Origin of the sequence: Asticcacaulis sp., from assembly GCF_020217185.1 — a bacterium.
In the GTDB taxonomy this organism is placed as follows: Bacteria; Pseudomonadota; Alphaproteobacteria; order Caulobacterales; family Caulobacteraceae; genus Asticcacaulis.
Genome location: NZ_JAIWNX010000155.1, coordinates 1 through 14784 on the forward strand (window position 1 = coordinate 1; position 14784 = coordinate 14784).

Annotated in this window: 12 protein-coding genes and 1 pseudogene; 10 read left to right on the plus strand and 3 right to left on the minus strand. The window is 63.0% G+C overall.

From position 1 onward, the window contains the following. Positions 1-418, minus strand: a 418-nt coding sequence (locus tag LDL37_RS07680; protein ID WP_290796244.1) for a hypothetical protein, incomplete at its 3' end; no start/stop codon positions are given. Between the two features lie 178 nt (positions 419-596). On the opposite strand from LDL37_RS07680, the gene LDL37_RS07685 reads away from it, so the two are divergent. Then, positions 597-860 carry a hypothetical protein gene (locus LDL37_RS07685; protein WP_290796246.1) on the plus strand — a complete coding sequence of 88 codons (264 nt, stop codon included), beginning with the start codon at positions 597-599 and terminating at the stop codon, positions 858-860. Positions 861-931: 71 nt separating this feature from the next. On the opposite strand, the gene LDL37_RS07690 is transcribed toward LDL37_RS07685, so the two are convergent. Beyond that, on the minus strand, positions 932-2263 hold the full coding sequence (locus LDL37_RS07690; RefSeq protein ID WP_290796248.1) for an aspartate aminotransferase family protein: 1332 nt from the start codon (positions 2261-2263) through the stop codon (positions 932-934). A gap of 127 nt (positions 2264-2390) precedes the next feature. Here LDL37_RS07690 and LDL37_RS07695 point away from each other — a divergent pair, with 127 nt between their 5' ends. The 9 genes from LDL37_RS07695 (at position 2391) to LDL37_RS07735 (ending at position 13902) form a co-directional block, all read left to right on the plus strand. Further along, positions 2391-3098, plus strand: coding sequence for a GntR family transcriptional regulator (locus LDL37_RS07695; protein WP_290796250.1), 708 nt, complete (start codon positions 2391-2393; stop codon positions 3096-3098). Positions 3099-3324: 226 nt separating this feature from the next. Next, a complete protein-coding gene (locus tag LDL37_RS07700) occupies positions 3325-4845 on the plus strand; it encodes an aldehyde dehydrogenase (protein WP_290796252.1) in 1521 nt (506 codons plus the stop codon). Positions 4846-4849: 4 nt separating this feature from the next. Further along, entirely contained in the window at positions 4850-6301 is a 1452-nt protein-coding gene (locus LDL37_RS07705; RefSeq protein WP_290796254.1) for an NAD-dependent succinate-semialdehyde dehydrogenase, read from the plus strand. Between the two features lie 142 nt (positions 6302-6443). Next, positions 6444-7784, plus strand: a complete 1341-nt coding sequence (locus LDL37_RS07710; protein ID WP_290796256.1) for an aspartate aminotransferase family protein — start codon at positions 6444-6446, stop codon at positions 7782-7784. A gap of 193 nt (positions 7785-7977) precedes the next feature. Continuing rightward, on the plus strand, positions 7978-9351 hold the full coding sequence (locus LDL37_RS07715; RefSeq protein ID WP_290796268.1) for a glutamine synthetase family protein: 1374 nt from the start codon (positions 7978-7980) through the stop codon (positions 9349-9351). A gap of 340 nt (positions 9352-9691) precedes the next feature. Continuing rightward, complete coding sequence (locus tag LDL37_RS07720) at positions 9692-10789, plus strand: spermidine/putrescine ABC transporter substrate-binding protein (RefSeq protein ID WP_290796259.1); 1098 nt, start codon at positions 9692-9694, stop codon at positions 10787-10789. Positions 10790-10978: 189 nt separating this feature from the next. Next, positions 10979-11890: an ABC transporter permease gene (locus LDL37_RS07725; protein WP_126421062.1), complete on the plus strand. Its 912-nt coding sequence runs from the start codon at positions 10979-10981 to the stop codon at positions 11888-11890. Then, positions 11887-12771 carry an ABC transporter permease gene (locus LDL37_RS07730; protein WP_290796263.1) on the plus strand — a complete coding sequence of 295 codons (885 nt, stop codon included), beginning with the start codon at positions 11887-11889 and terminating at the stop codon, positions 12769-12771. The genes LDL37_RS07725 and LDL37_RS07730 overlap by 4 nt, the downstream gene beginning before the upstream one ends. A gap of 12 nt (positions 12772-12783) precedes the next feature. Continuing rightward, positions 12784-13902, plus strand: a complete 1119-nt coding sequence (locus LDL37_RS07735) for an ABC transporter ATP-binding protein (protein WP_290796266.1) — start codon at positions 12784-12786, stop codon at positions 13900-13902. 162 nt (positions 13903-14064) lie between these two features. Here the strand turns inward: LDL37_RS07735 and LDL37_RS07740 are convergent. Beyond that, a pseudogene (locus LDL37_RS07740) lies at positions 14065-14784 on the minus strand (hypothetical protein); the annotation flags it as partial.

Below are 14784 nucleotides of genomic sequence, written 5' to 3' on the forward strand. Positions count from 1 at the left end.
CCGAGATCAGCTCAGAGACGATGGCCAGCAGCGACGGGAAGCGCGAGGCCAGAAGCCCGGCGGCGACGGCGGCGGCGCTGGCCAGCACGGGTGAGCGGCCTTTGAGAGCATCAAGGATGCGCTGGATATGCACGATGGCCGATTGGGCGTGAGCGGCCTGAGTCTGGGCCTTCAGCAGGGCCTGCTGTTCCTCGCGGCGGCGTTTGCCCGCCTGCTTCACCAGCACATAGAGTATCAGCGGCAGGATCATCGCGCCGCCCAGCGCCACCGGCCCCCAGATCGGCCCCAGCCAGATTTGCAGGGCGTTGAACAGGCCGATACTGGCCCAGGCCAGACCGATGATGGCCGCGGCGACCATCAGAACGACGACGATCAGGGTGGTCCGCAGCTCAGATAGCTGTTCCGACAGATTAAACATGACACGCCCCTTGAAATGAACAGACCGATTATGCGGCACACTATGGCCGTTTGACAGGCTAGAGCGCATTCCGAAAAGTGTGAAACGGTTTTCGGAATCAAATGCGCGCGAATACAAAATTTCAGGCAAGGATATCCGCGCGAATCCGTAAGAATTCCGTAAAAGCCGAGGCTCATTGATGAAAACACTGATCGCCGCCCTGTGGCACATGACGGGGGTCCTCTGTGCTCCGCTCTACGGGTTGCTGTCGGTCCTGTTTCTGTGGGGCGGGATGATCCTCAATGGTGAGGATAAGCCGGAGGGGATGTGGGCCATCTGGCTGGTGCTGATCCTGCTGGTCGCGCGCTTTTCCCCGCCGGTGCGCAAACTGGGCGGGCGATGGGTCAATGTGTTGGGCTGCGCGATCTTTGGTCTGTTCGCGTTGGTCGTGTCGGTGGTTTAGGGTAGCCCCCCACCACCGCATCTCAGCTTCGCTTCGTGCGGTCCCCCTCCCCAGCAAGCTGGGGAGGTATGTTAAGCCGTCTGATCCAGCACGCGGCGCAGGGTTTCGACGATGCGGTCGATGTGCGCCTTTTCGATGATCAGCGGCGGTGACATGGCGATGATGTCGCCGGTGACGCGGATCAGCAGACCCGCCTCGAAACAGCGGTCAAAGACCTCCAGCGCGCGGGCCGTGGGGGCCCCGTCGCGCGGGGTCAGCTCGATCCCGGCGATCAGGCCCAGATTGCGGATGTCGATGACGTGCTTCGCGTCGCGTAAACCATGGACGGCCTCCTGCCAATAGGAGGACATTTCGGCGGCGCGGGCGAACAGGCCTTCGTCTTCATAGGTTTCCAGCGTGGCAATCCCGGCGGCGCAGGCCAGCGGGTGGCCGGAATAGGTATAGCCGTGGAACAGCTCGATCGGGGTTTCCGAGGCCTGCATGAAGGTGTCGTAGATGCGGTTCGACACGCCAACGGCCCCCATCGGCACGGTGGCATTGGTGATGCCCTTGGCCATGCAGATCAGGTCCGGGCGCACGCCGAAATAGTCCGCGGCAAACGGCGTCCCCAGCCGCCCGAAACCGGTGATCACCTCGTCGAAGATCAGCAGAATATCGTGCTTGTCGCAAATCTCGCGCAGGCGTTTCAGGTAGCCCTTCGGCGGGATCAGCACGCCGGTCGAACCGGCCACCGGCTCAACAATCACGGCGGCGATGGTCGAGGCGTCGTGCAGCGTCACCAGCCGTTCCAGCGCGTCGGCCAGATCGGCCCCGTGCTCCGGCTCGCCTTTTGAGAACACATTCTGCGGCAGGTGAGTGTGCGGCAGGTGATCGACCCCGGTGAGCAGCGTGCCGAAGTGCATGCGGTTCTTGACAATGCCGCCGACGCTGATGCCGCCAAAGCCGGTGCCGTGATAGGCGCGCTCACGCCCGATCAGGCGCGTCTTGGCGCCATTGCCGCGCATCCGATGATAGGCCAGGGCGATCTTCAGCGCCGTATCGGCGGCCTCCGAGCCGGAATTGGTCAGGAAGACCTTTTTGAGGTCGTAAGGCAGGATGTGGCTGAGTTTGTGGGTGAATTCAAACGCCAGCGGATGGGCGATATTGAAGGTCGGCGCAAAGTCCAGCACCGTCGCCTGTGTCTGGATGGCCGCCGTGATTTTGGGGCGGTTATGCCCGGCATTGGAACACCACAGGCCCGCCGTGGAGTCCAGAATCTCGCGCCCGTCATGGCTGCGGTAATACATGCCGTCGGCTTCGACCAGCAGCTTGTGCCGCCCGGACTTGAAGGCCCGGTTGGGCGTGAAGGGCATCCAGAACGAACTCAGCGCGTCGGGTGAGGGGAAATGATCAGACGCCTCCATGGCCGGGCCTCCCTTAAACAACAGGCATTTCAATTGTCCGTCCACAGCTTACAGGCTATACACAGCTCTGCCAGTCCTTTTGTGCGCCGTTTCCCTAATTTGTGATCACATTTTCGAGGCCGTCTCTATGACCTTTCCGGCGCTGAACGTCTTTCCGCCCAACGCCCTGAGCACCGGGGTTGATGGGCGCGACGAGGACGCCTCCGTCCACGATCAGGTCTATGAGGCTCTGGCCAACCTGCTGATTCAGGGGCAGATTCCGCCGGGCAAGTCGGTCTCGCTGCGCACCTTGGCCAGCGGGCTGGGCGTCAGCCCCATGCCGGTGCGTGAGGCGGTGCGCCGCCTGATCGCGCAGAAGGCCCTTGAGCTTCAGCCGTCGAACAAGCGCCTGCGCGTGCCTTCGCTTTCCGAAGACCGCCTGAAGCAATTGATGATGGCGCGTCAGTGGGTCGAGCCGGAACTGGCCTTCCGCGCCGTGGCGGCGATGACGAAGGACACGATTGCCGAACTGAAGGCCGACGATCAGCGCCTGATGGCGGCGCTGGGTAAGGGCGATGTCGATGGCTATATGCAGGCCAACCACGCTTTCCATTTCCGCATCTACCGGCTGGCGCAGGCGGACCTGTTTCTGGATATGGCCAAGACGCTGTGGCTGCAATCGGGACCGTTCATGCGCGTGGTCTTCGGACGACTGGGGACGGTGCAACTGCCGCAGGACCACCATCAGGAACTGATCCGCGCCTTTGAAACCGGCGACGCCGCGGCCGTGCGCCAGCATATGTCGGACGACGTGCACGAGGGTATGGAACTGATGCTGGAGGCGTTGAAGAGGTAAGCCTTTTCTTCTCCCCGTGCCAACGGCATGGGGTTTAGTGCATAGCGAAAGCGACAAGGGACGCGGCTGTTGACGTTTCCGAGTCATCCCCTCCCACCATCCGCTGTCGCTGCGCTTCGCGGATGGTCCCCCCTCCCACGGCTTCGCCGCACGCGGGAGATTAAGGCTTGACGACTGTGTTTGCGCCATGTTCCATTTGTGATCACAAATTGCCGGAGGTTTTGCCATGCTGCCCGCGCCGATTGCCACGCCTGCTGCCGACCTGTCCGGGGTGCTTGAGGCCCTGAAAGCTGTGTACACACCCGACAAGGCCTTTATCGACGGGCAATGGAGGGCGGCGGCGTCCGGGCGCACCTTCGATAATCACACGCCGCGCGACCATAGCCTGATCAACCGGCTGCCCGCCTGTGACGCCGCCGATGTCGATGCGGCGGTGCGCGCGGCGCGTCAGGCCTTCGAAGACGGGCGCTGGCACCACGTCGCCCCAAAGGCCAAGAAAAAGGTGCTGCACGCCCTGGCCGATCTGATGACGGCGCACGCTGAGACTCTGGCCCTGCTCGAATGTCTCGATACGGGCAAGCCGATCCGCGATGCCCGCGCCGTCGATATCCCTCTGGCCATCAACAGCGTGCGTTACTATGCCGAGGCGCTGGACAAGATCTATGGCGAGGTGGCACCCGCCCCGCAGGGCCGTTTCTCCTATGTCGAACACGAGCCGCTGGGCGTCATCGGGGCCATCGTGCCGTGGAACTTCCCTCTGCACATGGCCATGTGGAAGGTCGCGCCGGCGCTGGCCATGGGCAATTCGGTGGTGCTCAAACCCGCCGAGCTGTCGTCCCTGACGGCGCTCTATGTGGCGGCGCTGGCCATCGAGGCCGGACTGCCTGCCGGCGTGTTCAATGTGGTGACCGGCTTCGGTCCTGAGGCCGGGGACGCGCTGGCCCGCCATATGGAGGTCGATATGATCGCCTTTACCGGGTCGGGCCCGGTGGGGCGGCAACTGATGAAGGCGTCGGCCGAGTCGAACCTCAAGCGCGTCTCGCTGGAGCTGGGGGGTAAGTCGCCGCAGATCGTCTTTGCCGATTGCCCGGACCTTGAAGCGGCGGCCCAGAACGCCGCCTGGGGCGTCTTCTATAATCAGGGTCAGGTGTGCACGGCGGCCTCGCGCCTGTTCGTCGAAGCCGCCATCAAGGACGCCTTCCTCGAAAAGGTCATTGCTGTGGCCAGGACCATCACGGTCGGCGACCCCTTCGATCCGCAAACCGCCTTCGGCGCGATGATCTCCGAGCGTCAGATGAACACGGCGCTCGACTATATCGCCAAAGGGCAGGCGGAGGGCGGCACGCTGCGGCTGGGCGGTGGCCGGGTCATGCGCGACACCGGCGGCTTCTATGTCGAGCCGACGCTCATTGATGGCATTACGCCGGACAATGTGCTGGCCCGCGAAGAGGTGTTCGGGCCGGTCCTGTCGGTCCTGAGCTTTGAGGGCGAAGCCGAGGCGTTGCGTCTGGCCAATGATACCGTCTATGGGCTGGCCGCCGGGGTGTGGACGGCGGATATCGGGCGCGCCATGCGGGCGGCGAAGCAGCTCAAGGCCGGGCTGGTCTGGGTCAATGGCTGGGACGCCTGCGACATTACGCTGCCCTTCGGCGGCTTTAAACAGTCGGGCTTTGGTCGCGATCGCAGCCTCCACGCCCTATATAAGTATGCCGATCTGAAGTCCGTCTCGATCAGCTATACGGTATAAAGCCATGAAACTCACCCCCGCCATTCTCGACATCCTCGGCGACGCCATCAGCCAGACGCCGCCCGCCTATAAGGCCTTCGCCTCGTATAACCCTTCGACCGGCGAGGTGCTGGCCTATGTGCGCGATATGGGCGCTGCGGAAACCGAGGCCGCCATTGCCGCCGCTCAGGCCGCCATGCCTGAATGGGCCGCCAAAACCGCCAAGGAACGTGCCAAGATTCTGGAAAAGTGGCACGATCTGCTGATGCAGAATCAAGAGGCGCTGGGCCTTCTGGTGTCGCTGGAGCAGGGTCGGGCGATCAGGGAAGCGCGCGGCGAAGTGGCCTATGCGGCGGGCTTCATCGAATGGTTCGCCGAAGAGGGTAAGCGCGCCTATGGCCGCACCATCCCAGCCCCGGTGGCGGGCAAACAATTGCTGACCCTCCAGCAGCCGGTGGGCGTGGTCGGCGCCGTGACCCCGTGGAACTTCCCCCTGTCGATGATTACGCGCAAGCTGGGGCCGGCGCTGGCCGCCGGGTGCGCCGCGGTGCTGAAACCCGCCGAGGACACGCCGCTGAGCGCGCTGGCGCTGAAGCAACTGGCCGACAGGGCCGGGGTGCCCGAAGGCCTGATCCACATTGTGACGGCGGCCAGCGGGGCCGAGGTGGGCAAGGTCCTGACCACCGATCCGCGCATCAAAAAGTTCTCCTTCACCGGCTCCACGCCGGTCGGCAAGACGCTCTATGAACAGTGCGCCTCGACCATCAAGAAGATCTCGCTGGAGCTGGGCGGCAATGCGCCGGTGGTGGTGTTTGACGACGCCGATCTCGATATCGCGGTCCCGGCGACGGCCCTGTCGAAGTTCCGCAATTCGGGTCAGACCTGCGTCTGCGCCAACCGCATCTTCGTGCAGCGCGGCATCTACGACGCCTTTGTCGAACGTCTGGCCGCCGAGGCAAAACGCCTGCAACTCGGGCCGGGCTGGGAAGAGGGCACAGGCCTTGGGCCGCTGATCAATCAGAAGGCGGCGACCAAGGTGACGCAACTGGTCGAAGACGCGGTGGCGAAGGGTGCTAAGGTCGTGCTGGGCGGCAAGGTCGATGAGACTCAGGGGCCGCTGTACTTCCCGGCGACTATCCTGACGCACGTGCCGCGTGAGGCCCGCATGTTCGATGAAGAAATCTTCGGGCCCGTGGCGGCGCTCTATCCGTTTGATACCGAAGATGAAGGGATCGCTCTGGCCAATGACACGCCGTTCGGTCTGGCGGCCTATGCCTTCACGACGGACATCAAACGCGGCTGGCGCGTGACGCAAGCCATTGAGGCGGGCATGGTTGGCCTCAATGACGGGGTGATGTCCACCGAGGTCGCGCCCTTTGGCGGGGTCAAGGAATCGGGGCTGGGCCGCGAAGGCGCGGTCGAAGGCCTTGAGGAATTTCTGGAGACCAAGTTCATCAGCTTTGGGGGGCTGGGATGAGAGGCGTTTGCGGCAGCCTCCCCCCTGATTTCAGGGGGGATACCGGCTTTAGCCGGAGGGGGGTTAACCCCACCCGTCATACGATCCTGACGGATCGTCTGCCACCCTCCCCTGAAATCAGGGGAGGCACTGGGAGTGCATGATGACGGCTCTGTCTGACTTCCTCGCCGAACAAAAGCGCCTGTTCACCGCCACCCATCCCAAAACGGTCGCTTTGGCCGAAGCGGCTAAGGGTGTGTGGCGGGGTGGGGTGCCGATGCACTGGATGCACGACTGGGCCTCGCCCGTGCCGCTCTATGCCGAGCGGGCCAAGGACGCCACCCTGTGGGACGTCGATGGCCACGCCTATGACGACTTCTGTCTTGGCGACACCCCGTCCATGTTCGGCCATGGGCGCGAGGAACTGCAACGCGCCATCGCCGCGCAGGCCGGGCAGGGGGTGGGCTTCATGCTGCCGACCCGCTCCAGCCTTGAGGTGGGACAGCTTCTGAAAGACCGTTTCGGCCTGCCGGTGTGGCAGTGCGCGACGACAGCATCGGACGCCAATCGCGCCGTCATCCGCTGGGCGCGGGCCGTCACCCGGCGTTCCAAAATCCTGTTTATCGACGGAGCCTACCACGGCATGGTCGATGACGCCTTTGTGGTGCTGAAGGACGGGCAGATCGTCCACAAGACCGGCCTGATCGGGCAGGTCGCCGACCTGACGCAGCACAGCGTCGTCGTGCCGTTCAACGACCTGACGGCGCTGGAGGCGGCGCTGCGCACGGGCGAGATCGCCGCCGTCATGCTCGAACCCGTCATGACCAATTGCGGCATGATCCTGCCGATTGAGGGCTATCATGAGCGCCTGCGCACCCTGTGTGACGAGACGGGCACGCTGCTGGTGTACGATGAGACGCACACCCTGTCGTCGGGCTTTGGCGGCTATGTGCGCGAACACGGCCTGCGCGCCGACGTCCTGACCGTAGGCAAGGCCATTGCCGGAGGCGTGCCGGCCGCCGTGTGGGGCGTGACCGCCGAGGTCGCCGCGCGCATGGACGCCGCTCAGGCCGCCATCGGACCGGGTTCGTCGGGCATAGGCACCACCTTGTCCGGCAACGCGCTGGCTATCGCCGGGATGAAGGCCATGCTGAGCGAGGTCATGACCGCCGACGCCTATGCCTGGATGCAGGCCGGGGCCGAAACCCTTGTGACGAAGCTTAAGGCCGTCATTGCGCAGCATCAGGTGCCGTGGTCGGTGGTGCATGTGGGCGCGCGGGCCGAGCTGGTCTTCGCCGATCCGGCCCCGCAAAACGCCGCCGACATGCGCCGCGCGCTGGACCCGCACCTGCTGGAGGCCCTGCACCTCTATCTGATCAATCGCGGGGTGCTGATCGCGCCCTTCCACAATATGATGCTGATTTCGCCCAAAACCCCACCGGAGGCCATTGACCGCCTCGTGGCGGCGGTGGAAGGGTTTATCACTGAGTACACGCGTTTTTAAAACATACCTCTCCCGTCCTCGGGGGAGGGAACCGCACGAGATTGCCGCAGGCAAGCCATATGTGGGGGTGAGGGGGCTTCTGACCTGTATGCCAAGCCAGTAGCCCCCCTCCGTCATTTGCTGCGCAAATGCCACCTCCCCCAGCCCGCTGGGGGAGTAGGAAGGATCAAACATGTCTTTACCGCCACATCCCATGGTCGCCACCGTTGATGAGGCCAAGGCCTTTCTGGAGGCCCACCCGCACATCAACTACTTTGAGATCCTGTTCACCTCGATGACCGGGGTGCCGCGCGGCAAGCGCCTGCGTCGTCATGAGTTGTTGCCCATCTACGAATATGGCCGCTTCCTGCCGGGCTCGATTCTGGTGGTCGATACGCTGGGGGCCGATTGCGAAGAGACGGGTCTTGTCTGGGAAGATGGCGACGCCGATCGTGTGGCGCGGCCGGTGCCGGGGACGCTGACGCCCGCGCCGTGGCTGGGGGACGATGTGGGGCAGGTGATGCTCTCCCTCTATGAGCTGGACGGCACGCCCAACGACCTCGACCCGCGCCATGTGCTGCAACGGGTGCTCGACCGCTACGCCGCTGACGGCCTGACGCCGGTGGTGGCCTGTGAGCTGGAATATTACCTCGTCGATATTGAGCGGGGACACAAAGGTGAGCTGGTGCCCGCCGCCGGCTTCACCACGGGCCAGACGCCGAAAGGCATTCAGGTCTATGGCCTGCCCGAAGTCGAAGCGCACGGTGAATTCTTCCGCACCCTGTGGGAGACGGCGGATGTGATGAACATCCCGCTGGAAGGGGCGATTTCCGAATTTGCCCCCGGTCAGGTCGAACTGACCCTGAAGCACAAGCCGGATGCGCTGCGCGCCGCCGACGATGCGGTCCTCTATAAGCGCATGGCCAAGGGCGTGGCGCTCAGCCTTGGCATCGAAGCGACCTTTATGGCCAAGCCGTGGGCCGATCGCGCGGGCTCCGGCTTCCACGTCCACGTCTCGGTGGCGGATAAGGACGGCAAAAACCTCTGTGCCGATGCCCATCCGGAAGGCTCGCCCCTGCTCAAGCACATGATCGGCGGCATGAAGGATCATCTGGCCGACTGCATGGGCATCCTTGCGCCGGGCGCCAACAGCTATAAGCGCTTCAAGGCCAATTCCTACGCCCCGGTAGGCCTGACCTGGGGCGTCAATAACCGCACAGTGAGTTTGCGCGTCACCGCTGGCCCCGCCCATACGCGCCACGTCGAACACCGCGTCGCCGGCGCCGATGGCAACCCCTATCTGGTGCTGGCGGCCATTCTGGCCTGCGCCCACCACGGCCTGACGCACGCGATCGACCCCGGCCCCGCCGTGGTCGGCAATGGCTATGCCGTGGCCGCCGAAACCGGCGCAACGCTGCCCACCAACTGGTTCGCGGCGGTCGATTATCTCGACCGGTCTCAGGTGCTGCGCGACTATCTGGGGGAGCGCTTCATCGACATGTATGTGAAGGTCAAAAAGACCGAACAGGCGCGTTTCTTCGAGGAAATCACCGAACTGGACTACGACTGGTATCTGCGCAACGCCTGATACGAGTATCGTGAATTTGAAGTTCGCTTCATGTTGATATCGAACGTCGGGCGAACTTCAAATTCAAAAACGATACTCGATACAATAAGTGGTTAGTGTCCTGTTGAATCTGAAATTCGCCAGAGGGCGATATCGAGCGCATGCGAATTTCAGATTCAGGACACTAGAAAGATGACGCATTTGCGAACGTGATCACAGTTGTCGGTTGACAGAAGCCCAATCCCGTATTCTGTTAACGTATCGTCACACTTGGAAGGGGCCAGAGGGACGGCGTCTTCCGTGAGGTTTGCACCACCACCACCGTCACCCGCTGACGGGTTGAAACCTGAGGAGACCGGACATGACTTCATCGCGCACTCACGCCTCACGTCGTTCCTTGCTGCAAGGTCTTGGGGCCGCGGCGGTGGGCATCAGTTTCGGCGGCCTGTCGGCCTGTTCGCAGGGGGCCAGTTCCTCCGGCGGCGAAGGCAACAAGCTGAACTTCTACAACTGGGACACCTATATCGGCACGAATACGCTGGCCGACTTCAAAAAGGCCGCCGGTATCGACGTCAACATGTCGATCTTCGCCACCAATGACGAGCTGTTCGCCAAGATGAAGACCGGCAATTCCGGCTTTGACGTCATTGTGCCGTCGAATGACTTCGTGGAGCGCCTGTCGCAGGCCGACCTGCTTCTGCCGCTCGATCACGCCAAGCTGCCCAACCTCAAAAACATCGACCCGGCCTTCCTCGATGTGGCCTATGATCAGGGCCGCAAGTGGTCGGCGCCCTATACCTGGCTGGTGCTCGGCATCGGCTATCGCAAGTCGAAAATGCCGGCGGGCTTCAAGCCGGATTCGTGGAAGTACCTGTTCGATTCCGATCAGTTCAAGGGCAAGATCGCTGTCCTTTCCGAAGCCGGGGACATGATCCGTCTGGGGGCCAAATACCTTGGCCATTCGGTCAATGGCCTCGATCAGGCGACCATCGACAAGGTCACCGAAATGCTGATCAGGCAAAAGCCCAATATCAAGGCCTTCCACGAAGATGATGGGCAGGACATGCTGCTGGCGAAGGACGTTGATCTGGTCCTTGAATATAATGGCGACATCGCGCAGGCTAAGGCTGAGGACGACGATATCGACTTCATAATCCCCAAGGAAGGCTCGCAGCTCAATTCCGACAACTGGTGCATCCCCAAGGATTCGGCACGACCGGAAAACGCCCACCGCTTCATCAACTATATGATGGACGCGCAGGCCTCTAAGCACATTTTTGAGACCATCCTCTACCCGACGACCAATGCCGCCGCCAAGGCGCTGATGCCGGACAGCTACAAGAACAACCCCATCATCTTCCCCTCGGCTGAGGAACTCGCGCGTTGCGAATACGCCGCCTTCGACGCTGCCAAGGCGCAGGTCTATGAAGACGCCATGACCAAAATCAAGGCCGCCTAAGACCATCTCCGCCGCAGGTGTACCAGACCTGCGGCGGTTTGTTTTTGTGTAATACCAAGGGTCATTGAAAATGACTCTTGGTATTCCATTCGAGACTGTCTCATGTCGCTGATACATATGAGACAGTCTCGTGTCTTCAACGGCCGGATGCGGTCAGCATCTTCGGCCGTTGGTATAAAGGGACAGCACATGGAACAGAGCTGGCGTCAGGCCAAGGGACTTTTTGCCGCCCTGATGAGCGCGCCGCTCGTCTGGCTGGTCTTCTTCTTCTTCGTGCCGCTGGGCATTGTCTGGCTCTACAGCTTTGGTGAAAACCGCGGCCTGATTGACATTGCCTTCACGGGGACGTGGAGCAACTACGCCAAGGCGCTTGAGCCCCTCTATCTCGGTATCTTCGCCAAGTCCCTGTGGGTGGCGGCCCTGACCACCTTCCTGTGCGTGGTGATCGGTTTTCCGGTGGCGCTGGCCATAACCTTTGCGCCGGACAAGTGGAAGCCGTGGCTGTTGCTGCTGGTCATGCTGCCCTTCTGGACCAATCTGCTGATCCGCACCTACGCCCTGATCGCGGTCCTGCGCAGCGAGGGCTATGTCAATCAGACCTATCGCTTTCTGTGGGAACACGCGTCGGGCCTGATGACCCTGATCGGGCTTCAGCCACTGGGCACGTTTCAGCCGCTGGAGCTGTTGTACAATAATTTCGCCGTGGTGCTGGGCCTCGTCTATGTGCATCTGCCGTTCATGATCCTGCCGCTCTATTCGACGCTCGACCGGCTGGACCGTTCGCTGCTGGAGGCCTCGCTCGATCTGGGGGCCGGTCACATCCGCACCATGTTCTCGATAGTCATCCCGCTGGCCGGAGCGGGGATAGCTTCGGGCGTGCTGATCACCTTTATCCCGGCGCTGGGGGCCTATCTGACGCCGGACCTTCTGGGCGGCACGGACTCGCAGATGATCGCCAATGTCATCGAAAGCCAGTTCAAGCGCGCCAATAACTGGCCCTTCGGCGCGGCCCTGTGCTTCATTCTGGTCTATCTGACCTTTATCGGTATCGCCATTCAGGGCCTGCTCGACAGCTCGGCGAAGAAGCGGGGGATGGCATGAGCGACGCAGCCACCATCAAGGTAACCCCTGCCAAGAAAGAACGTCCGGGGCCGCTCGACTATATGCGCCGCTGGCCCATTCAGGCGTGGCTGGTCGCGGTGACGATCTTCCTCTACGCGCCGCTGATCTCGCTGATGGTCTTTTCCTTCAATGACTCAAAGCGCAATGTGGTGTGGCAGGGCTTTACGCTGAAATACTACGAAAAGGCCCTGACCAATGCCAGCCTGATCGAGGCGTTCAGCAACTCCCTCGTCATCGCCCTGTGTTCGACCATACTGTCGGTGATCGTAGGGGCGATGGCGGCCATTGCCCTGTGGCGCTTCCGCTTCCCCGGCCGCACCGCCTTCGATGCGGGCATGGCCATCCCCATAGTGGTGCCGGAAATCTGCATGGGCGTGGGGATGCTGGTCTTCTTCGCCAAAATCTTCCCCTGGCCGCAGGGCCTGCCGTGGCCGCTCAATCTGGGGGCCATCATCATCGCCCACGTCTCGTTCAGCTTCCCCTTCGTGGCGGTGGTGGTGCGGGCGCGTCTGGCCTCGTTCAACCGTGAGCTTGAGGAGGCCGCCAAGGATCTGGGGGCCAGCGAATGGCGCACCCTGATGGACGTTCTGGTGCCGCATATCCAGCCGTCGCTGATCGCCGGCGCCCTTCTGGCCTTCACCCTGTCGCTCGATGATTTCGTCATCACCTTCTTCACCTCCGGGCCCGACACCGTGACCTTCCCGGTGAAGATCTATTCGATGGTGCGCTTCTCGGTGACGCCTGAGGTCAACGCCGCCTCGACCATACTGATCGTGGTGACGGTCCTGCTCACCTTCCTCGCCTTGAAATTCCAGGGGACCAGCGCCCTGACCGCCGGCCACGGCCCCGAAAAGAAGTGACGGAGACACCTGATGTCTGAAGACAAGACCATCATCAGCTTCGAGAACGTCTCCAAGCGCTTTGGCAAGAATACCGCCGTGGACAATGTGTCGCTCGACATCAAGGAGGGCGAATTCTTCTCCCTGCTGGGGCCATCGGGCTGCGGCAAGACCACGCTTTTGCGTATGCTGGCCGGGTTTGAGATGCCGACCGAGGGCCGCATCCTGATCGACGGCAAGGACGTCTCCAACACCCCGCCGAACAAGCGCCCGGTGAACATGGTGTTTCAGTCCTACGCCGTCTTCCCGCACATGAGCGTGCTCGATAACGTCGCCTACGGCCTGAAGATGGACGGCGTGCCGCAGGCGGAGCGCCGTCAGCGCGCCGAGGAAGCGCTGGAGCTGGTCAAGCTTGGCGGCTTCGGTGAGCGCAAGCCGGACCAGATGTCGGGCGGTCAGCGTCAGCGCGTGGCGCTGGCCCGCGCGCTGGTCAAAAAGCCCCGCGTCCTGCTGCTCGATGAGCCCCTGTCGGCGCTCGATGCCAAGCTGCGCGACGCCATGCGGACCGAACTGGCGCTCCTGCAAGAGAAGGTCGGCATCACCTTCATCATGGTCACCCACGATCAGGATGAGGCGCTCGCCATGGCGACGCGCTGCGCCGTGATGAACCGCGGCCTGCTGCAACAGGTGGCCACGCCCTTTGACCTCTATGAGTTCCCCAATTCGCGCTTTGTCGCCGACTTTATCGGCAGCGTGAACCTGTTTGAAGGCACGCTCGACGTGGATGAGCCGGACCACGCCATCATCAATACGCGCGACATCGGCCCCATCTATCTCGACCACGGCGTGACCGGGGCGACCGGGGCGACCGTCTGGGCGGCGCTGCGTCCGGAAAAGATCGAGATGGAGAAGTTCGATCACAAGCCGGCCAAGATGGAAGACGCCCCGGAAGGCTATAATATCGTCGCCGGGACCATCCGCCTGATGACCTATCTGGGCTCAGAAACGGTCTATGAGGTCGAACTGCAAAGCGGCCGCATGGTCAAGGTGCTGCGCTCCAACCTGACGCGCTGGGATCAGGAAGACTTTACCTGGGATGAGAAGGTGTGGCTGTCCTTCAACGCCTGCGCCCCGGCGGCCTTGCTGAGCTAGGCGCTTTGCTTGGGGGGCTCGCCGGAGGGTCACCCTCCCTTATACCTCCTTGGCGTGCCGGGGAGGGGGACCGCACGAAGCGAAGCGAGATGCGGTGGTGGGGGTTCTTTCTTTCCCAAAACCCACCCACTGACATTTGCAAAACCCCGCGTCAGGCCCTTCTCACGGTGGGGCGGTTGGAGGCTGTGTCTGCGTCCCTTGCTGGCGCAATTGCGCCACCAGTTGCGCCGCTTTCGACGGCTGCGGCGTCAGACCGGGCAGAACCGCCGGAGCGCGGGGCGCGTTCGGCTGAAACCCAGCCCCCGCAGCCCTCACCGCCGCCGGAGCCCCCGCCACCGGCATCAACCCCGGCACAGGCAGGGGGCGATCAACCACCTTGGCCGCCATCTTCGCGGCCTTCGTCGCCACCGACGGGCTCGCCACCGCCGCCGCCTCCACAGGCGAAGCCTTCGCCGCCTCAGGCGTGCCCCCTTGTGGCGCAGGCGCTGGCACCGCGTCGGCTTGAGAGCGCGGCGAGGTGGCTTCGCGTTTCGCCGCCTCCCACCACGGCCCCAGCTCGGTGCGCCGCGCCTGCGCCCACTTCAGCGTTCCGGCCAGTGAGACGCGCGCCTTGAGCGCTTCGTTGTAGTGCTGCGCCCGCTCGGCCTCCAGCTTGCGCGGATCAGGAGCCTGTGTCTCGGCGCGATCACAACGGCTATAGATGCGCTCAATAACCGCCGCCACGCGCACCGCGCGTTCAACGCCCTGCATGTCTTCGGGATCGTCCAGAGCCTCGGCGCGCAGCAGCATACGGTCGGCAAAGGCGCGCAAACGGCGGCGCCGAACCTCCGGGCTTAGTCTCTCCTCTGTGCTGTGCGTGTCCAAAGCCATGCCCACAGGATG